Genomic DNA, 5,307 nt, shown 5'->3' on the forward strand with positions numbered 1-5,307 from the left:
AGCCGGCCCGCGCAGCGGGCCGAGGCCGCGAATGCGGCCCGCCGCAAGTGCGGCGAGCCAAGGCGGCGGAGCCGCCGCCCGGCGCCTGAGGGCACACGAACAGGATCATTGCACGCGCCTGGGGTCGAGGGCGTCGCGCAGGCCGTCGCCGACGAAGTTGATGCTGACCACGGTCAGGAAGATCGCGAGGCCGGGGAACAGCGCCCAATGCGGCGCGAAGTCCAGGTTGTCCTTGGCGTCGAACAGCAGCCGCCCCCAGGTCGGGATGTCGGGCGGGAAGCCGAGGCCGAGGAAGGAGAGGGTGCTCTCCGCGATGATCGCGGCGGCGACGTCGATGGTCGCGGCGACGATCACCGGGCCGAGCGCGTTCGGCAGGATGTGCCGCCACACCAGGCGCGCGCGGGAGGCGCCGAGGGCGCGCGCGGCCTCGACGAATTCCTTCTCCCGCAGGGAGAAGAACTGCGCGCGCACCAGGCGCGCCACCTGCATCCAGTTGAACGCGCCGATCACCGTGACGATCAGGATGAAGACGCCGAGCTCCGGCCCGACCACGCCGGTCAGCGCATCGCGGAACAGGTAGATGATCAGCAGCAGCAGCGGCAGCTGTGGCAGCGACAGGAACAGGTCGGTCAGCCACATCAGTGCCGCGTCGAGCCGCCCGCCCGCCATGCCTGCGACGGCGCCGACCAGCACGCCGACGCTGACCGCGACGGACATCGCCGCGAAGCCCACGGCCAGCGAGATGCGCCCGCCATAGAGGATTCGCGCCAGCAGGTCCTGCCCCAGATCGTCGGTGCCGAGCGGATGCGCGAGGGAGGGGCCCTCGAGCCGCGCGGTGAAGTCGATCTCGTCGATCGGCAGCGTCCAGACCAGCGGGCCGAGCAGCACCGCCAGGATGATCGTGCCGAGCACCACGGCGCAGGCGACCGCGAGCCGGTGCTTGCGGAATCGTCGCCAGGCCTCCTGCCAGGGGCCGATGCGCGGGCGCGCGGCGCCGGGGCTAGCGATAGCTGATACGGGGATCGAGCCAGCCATAGATCACGTCAGCGAGCAGGTTGAAGAACACCACCAGGGCGGCGATGACGAAGGTGACGGCCATGATCACCGGCGTGTCGTTGGCCAGGATGGCGCTGATCAGCAGGCTGCCGATGCCGGGCACGCGGAAGATCTGCTCGGTCACGATGGCGCCGCCGAACACGGCCGGCATCTGCAGCGCGACCAGCGTGACCACCGGGATCATCGCATTGCGCACCACGTGGCGCATCGTCACCGCGCGTTCGGGGATGCCCTTGGCGCGCGCGGTGGTGACATGGTCCAACCGGATCACGTCGAGCACGGCGGAGCGGACGAAGCGGGTCCAGGCCGCGCCCTGGAACAGGCCGAGCACCATGATCGGCATGATGGACTGGCGCAGCTGCTGCCACCACCAGTTCAGCCCGGTGGCCTCGATGTCGGTGCGGAACACGAAGGGCAGCCAGTCCAGGTAGATCGAGAAGAACAGGATGAACAGCAGGCCGGTGAAGAAGGTGGGAAGCGAGAAGCCCACGAAGGCCAGCGTGTTGGCGATCTGGTCGAAGATCGAATAGGGCCGGGTCGCGGCATAGACGCCGACCGGCAGCGCGATGGCCAGCGCCACGATCTGCGATGCGCCGATCACCGCGATGGTCACCGGCAGGCGCTGCAGGATCAGTTCGTCCACCGGGATGCGGCTGACGAAGGAAAAGCCCCACTCGCCCCGCAGCATGGAGGTGAGCCAGGCGAAGTAGCGGATGTGAACGGGGTCATCGAGCCCGAGGCTCGCGCGGAGATTCGCGCGCACCTCGGGCGGGATGGCCGGGTTGGTCGCCAGCTCCTCGAACGGGTCGCCCGGCGCGAGCGCCAGGACCGTGAAGAGGATCACGCTGATCCCGAGCAGGCTCGGGATCGCGATCAGCAGGCGGCGGACGAGATACTGGGCCACGAAGGGTGGATCAGGTCTCGCGGTACCAGTCGCTCAGCAGCCAGTGGGTGTTGTCCCAGGCGCTCAGCACGTGATGGAGGTTGTTCAGGCTGGCGCTGACCAGCGGGCGCTTGACCAGCGGGATCACATGGTTGCTGCCCACGATCAGGTCGTTCATGCGGATGAACAGCGCGGCGCGCTTCACCGGATCGAGCTCGCCCTCCGCATCGCGGAAGATGCGGTCGTATTCCTCGTTCCGCCAGCGGACGATGTTGCGGCCCTGCCAGTTGTTCGCCTTGGAGGAGATTTCCCACGACACGAACTGGTTCATGAACAGCTGCGGGTCCGCCTGCGTCATGGTCGTGGTGTACATCTGCATGTCGGCGAAGAACTTCGTGTAGGTGTCCGGATTGGCCACGTCGGCCGAGAAGAACACCGAGGCGGTCACCGACTTCAGCTCCAGGTCGATGCCCGCGCGCTGCGCCGCCTGCTTGTAGATCGCCTGGGTGCGCTGGCGCGGCGCGTTGACCGAGGTCTGGTAGAGGAAGCGAAGCCGCACCCCGTCCTTGGTGCGGATGCCGTCGCGCCCGCGCGCCCAGCCGGCGGCGTCCAGGATCTCGTTCGCCTTCTGGATGTTGAACTCCCAGCGCGTGTTGGGCGAGGCGAAGCGCGGCGGGTTGTTCAGGAAGTTGGAGGTCGCCGGCCCGCCGCGGCCATAGATGAAGCGCTCGATCGAAGCGCGGTCGAGCAGCAGCGACATCGCCTCGCGCACCGCCGGGTCCTTGAAGGCCGGATGCTCGGTCTTGATCGAGGCGCGCTCGCCGTCCACCTCCCGGCTCGGGTCGGTGACGTTGAGCATGATGAACTCGATGTTGCCGCCCTCGACGATGTTCACCTTGCCGCGGTTGGCCGCTTCCAGCCGCTTCAGGATCTCGTCCTCGACCTGCAGGTTCCAGGCATAGTCGAAGTCGCCGGTCTGCAGCACGGCGCGCGCGGCCGAGACCGCGTCGCCGCCGCCCTTGATCTCGAGCGTGTCGAAGTAGGGGCGGTTGTTCATGTGGTAGTTCGGGTTGAGCTCGCCGCGCAGGTTGTCGCCCGGCGCGAAGCTGACGAACTTGTACGGACCGGTGCCCACCGGGCGCAGGTTGGCCGGCGCGTCACGGGCGTTGGTGCCGTTGTAGTCCTTGAACAGGTGCTTCGGGATCAGCATCCCGCGGGAGGCGACGAAGGCGTCCGCCCAGAAGGGCGTCGGCTTCTGGAACTCCACCCGCACCGTGAGGTCATCCACCTTGACGACGTTCACATCGGTGTAGCTGCCGGAGGAGACGCCCGCGACCTGCGGATTCTTGGCGTATTCCCAGTTGAACACCAGGTCGTCGGCCGAGAGGTCGGTGCCGTCATGCCACTTCACGCCGCGCTTCAGCTTCCAGGTGACGGAGCGCCCGTCCTCCGACAGGCCCTTGTTCTCGACCGAGGGGATCTCGGCGGCCAGCACGGGATAGAGCGTGCCGTCGGCGGCCCAGCCGGCCAGCGGCTCGTAGAAGACGCGGCTGGCTTCCTGGTTGGTGGTGCCGACCGCGAAATGCGGGTTCAGCAGGGTGGAGGCCTGCCAGTAGAGGATCTTGAGCGGCCCGCCGCCGCCGCGCCGCGTCGGCTTGTAGGCCGGCACGCTCTGCGCCGAAGCGGGGTTGATGCCGTGCAGCGCGAGAAGCTGGGTCGCCATCGGCGCGGTCAGCCCGAAGGCCGCGAGGCGCCGCACGAAGCCACGGCGCGAGAGCGAGCCGCGCTTCACCCGCCCGATCATCTGGCGCAGGTCGTCTTCCGTCATTCTTGCTCTCCCAGTCCCTGTCGTTCGGGGGTCGGCCCTGTTCGGGCGCATCCCGCATCGTCTTCCACGCTAGCCGAACCCGGCCGCGCGGCGCACCGCTTTTCCTATCGGCTTTTCGCCGGGGCGGCGAGTCACCCCGCTGGCTTGCCCAGTTCCTGGTCCACCACGCCGACCCAATAGGCAACGCCGAGGGGGATGATCTCGTCGTTGAAGTCGAAATGCGGCGTGTGGAGGTTGGGGGAGGTGCCGTCCGGCCCGTTGCCGGCGCCGATGAACATGAAGGCGCCGGGCCGCTGCTCCAGCATCAGGGAGAAATCCTCGCCGCCCGTGACCGGGGCGTGCTCGACCACCTCGGAATCGCCGACCAGCGCGCGGGCGGCGCTGCGCGCCGTCTCGGTCTGCTCGGGGTGGTTCACGGTCGCCGGCACGCCGCGGTGGTATTCCACCTCCGCCGTCGCGCCATGCATGGCAGCCAGCGCATGCGCCAGCTCGCCGATGCGCCGCTCCAGCAGGTCGCGCACGGCCGCGGTGTAGCTGCGGGAGGTGCCGGTGATGGTCAGCTCCGCCGGCATCACATTGGGCGAGACCGGCGAGCCGCCATGGATCGAGCCGACCGAGAGCACCGCCGCATCGGTCGCCGCCACGTTGCGCCCGACGATCGTCTGCAGCCCGAGCACGAAATGCGCCTGCACCACGGTGATGTCGGTGGCGAGATGCGGGGTGGAACCGCCATGCCCGCCGGTGCCACGGAACACCACCTTGAAGCGGTCGGCCGCGGCCAGCGCCGGGCCGGGGCGGATCGCGAAGCGCCCGGCCGGAATGGTCGGCTTGTTGTGCAGGCCATAGACCGCGTCGCAGGGGAAGCGCTCGAACAGCCCGTCGTCGAGCATCGCCTTGGCGCCGCCGCGCCCTTCCTCGGCCGGCTGGAAGATCAGGTGGACCGTGCCGCCGAAGTCGCGATGCCGCGCCAGCCAGCGCGCGGCGCCGAGCAGCATTGTCGTGTGCCCGTCATGTCCGCAGGCATGCATGATGCCCGGATGCGTCGAGGCATAGGGCGCGCCGGTGGCTTCCGGGATCTGCAGCGCGTCCATGTCGGCCCGCAGCCCGACCGAGCGGTTGCCCGGCCGGTTGCCGCGGATCGTGCCGACCACGCCGAAGCGCCCGACGCCCTCCGTCACCTCGATGCCGAGCGCGCGCAACTCCCGCGCTACCAGCGCCGAGGTCCGGGTCTCCTCCATGCCGAGCTCGGGATGGGCGTGGATGTCCTGCCGGATGGCGGCGAGGTCCGCCTGGAACGCCTTCGCGCCCTCGATCACCGCATGGGTCACGGCCGCACCTTTCGCGATCTGTCTTCGCCAGGATGGACCGCCGGCGCGTCGCTGGGGAGGGGGCTGGGCCCGTCTCGGTGACCGCTGCCCCCCCCGCCCCCCCCCCCCCCCCCCCCCCCCCCCCCCCCCCCCCCCCCCCCCCCCCCCCCCCCCCCCCCCCCCCCCCCCCCCCCCCCCGCCCGCGGGCCCCCCGCCGGGCGCCCCCCCCCCCG

4 protein-coding genes are annotated in these 5,307 nt (G+C 69.9%); all 4 read right to left on the reverse strand.

Annotated elements, in window-relative coordinates; all coding sequences use genetic code 11:
• Positions 1 to 105 precede the first annotated feature (105 nt).
• Complete coding sequence (locus AC1MIR_RS00945) at positions 106 to 1,035, reverse strand: ABC transporter permease (protein WP_480026315.1); 930 nt, start codon at positions 1,033 to 1,035, stop codon at positions 106 to 108.
• Positions 1,001 to 1,960 carry an ABC transporter permease gene (locus AC1MIR_RS00950; protein WP_480026316.1) on the reverse strand — a complete coding sequence of 320 codons (960 nt, stop codon included), beginning with the start codon at positions 1,958 to 1,960 and terminating at the stop codon, positions 1,001 to 1,003. The genes AC1MIR_RS00945 and AC1MIR_RS00950 overlap by 35 nt, the downstream gene beginning before the upstream one ends.
• A gap of 10 nt (positions 1,961 to 1,970) precedes the next feature.
• On the reverse strand, positions 1,971 to 3,767 hold the full coding sequence (locus AC1MIR_RS00955; protein ID WP_480026317.1) for a peptide ABC transporter substrate-binding protein: 1,797 nt from the start codon (positions 3,765 to 3,767) through the stop codon (positions 1,971 to 1,973).
• A gap of 131 nt (positions 3,768 to 3,898) precedes the next feature.
• Entirely contained in the window at positions 3,899 to 5,095 is a 1,197-nt protein-coding gene (locus tag AC1MIR_RS00960; protein WP_480027040.1) for a M20 aminoacylase family protein, read from the reverse strand.
• Positions 5,096 to 5,307 lie beyond the last annotated feature (212 nt).

Source organism: Falsiroseomonas sp. RANM36, assembly GCF_056682175.1.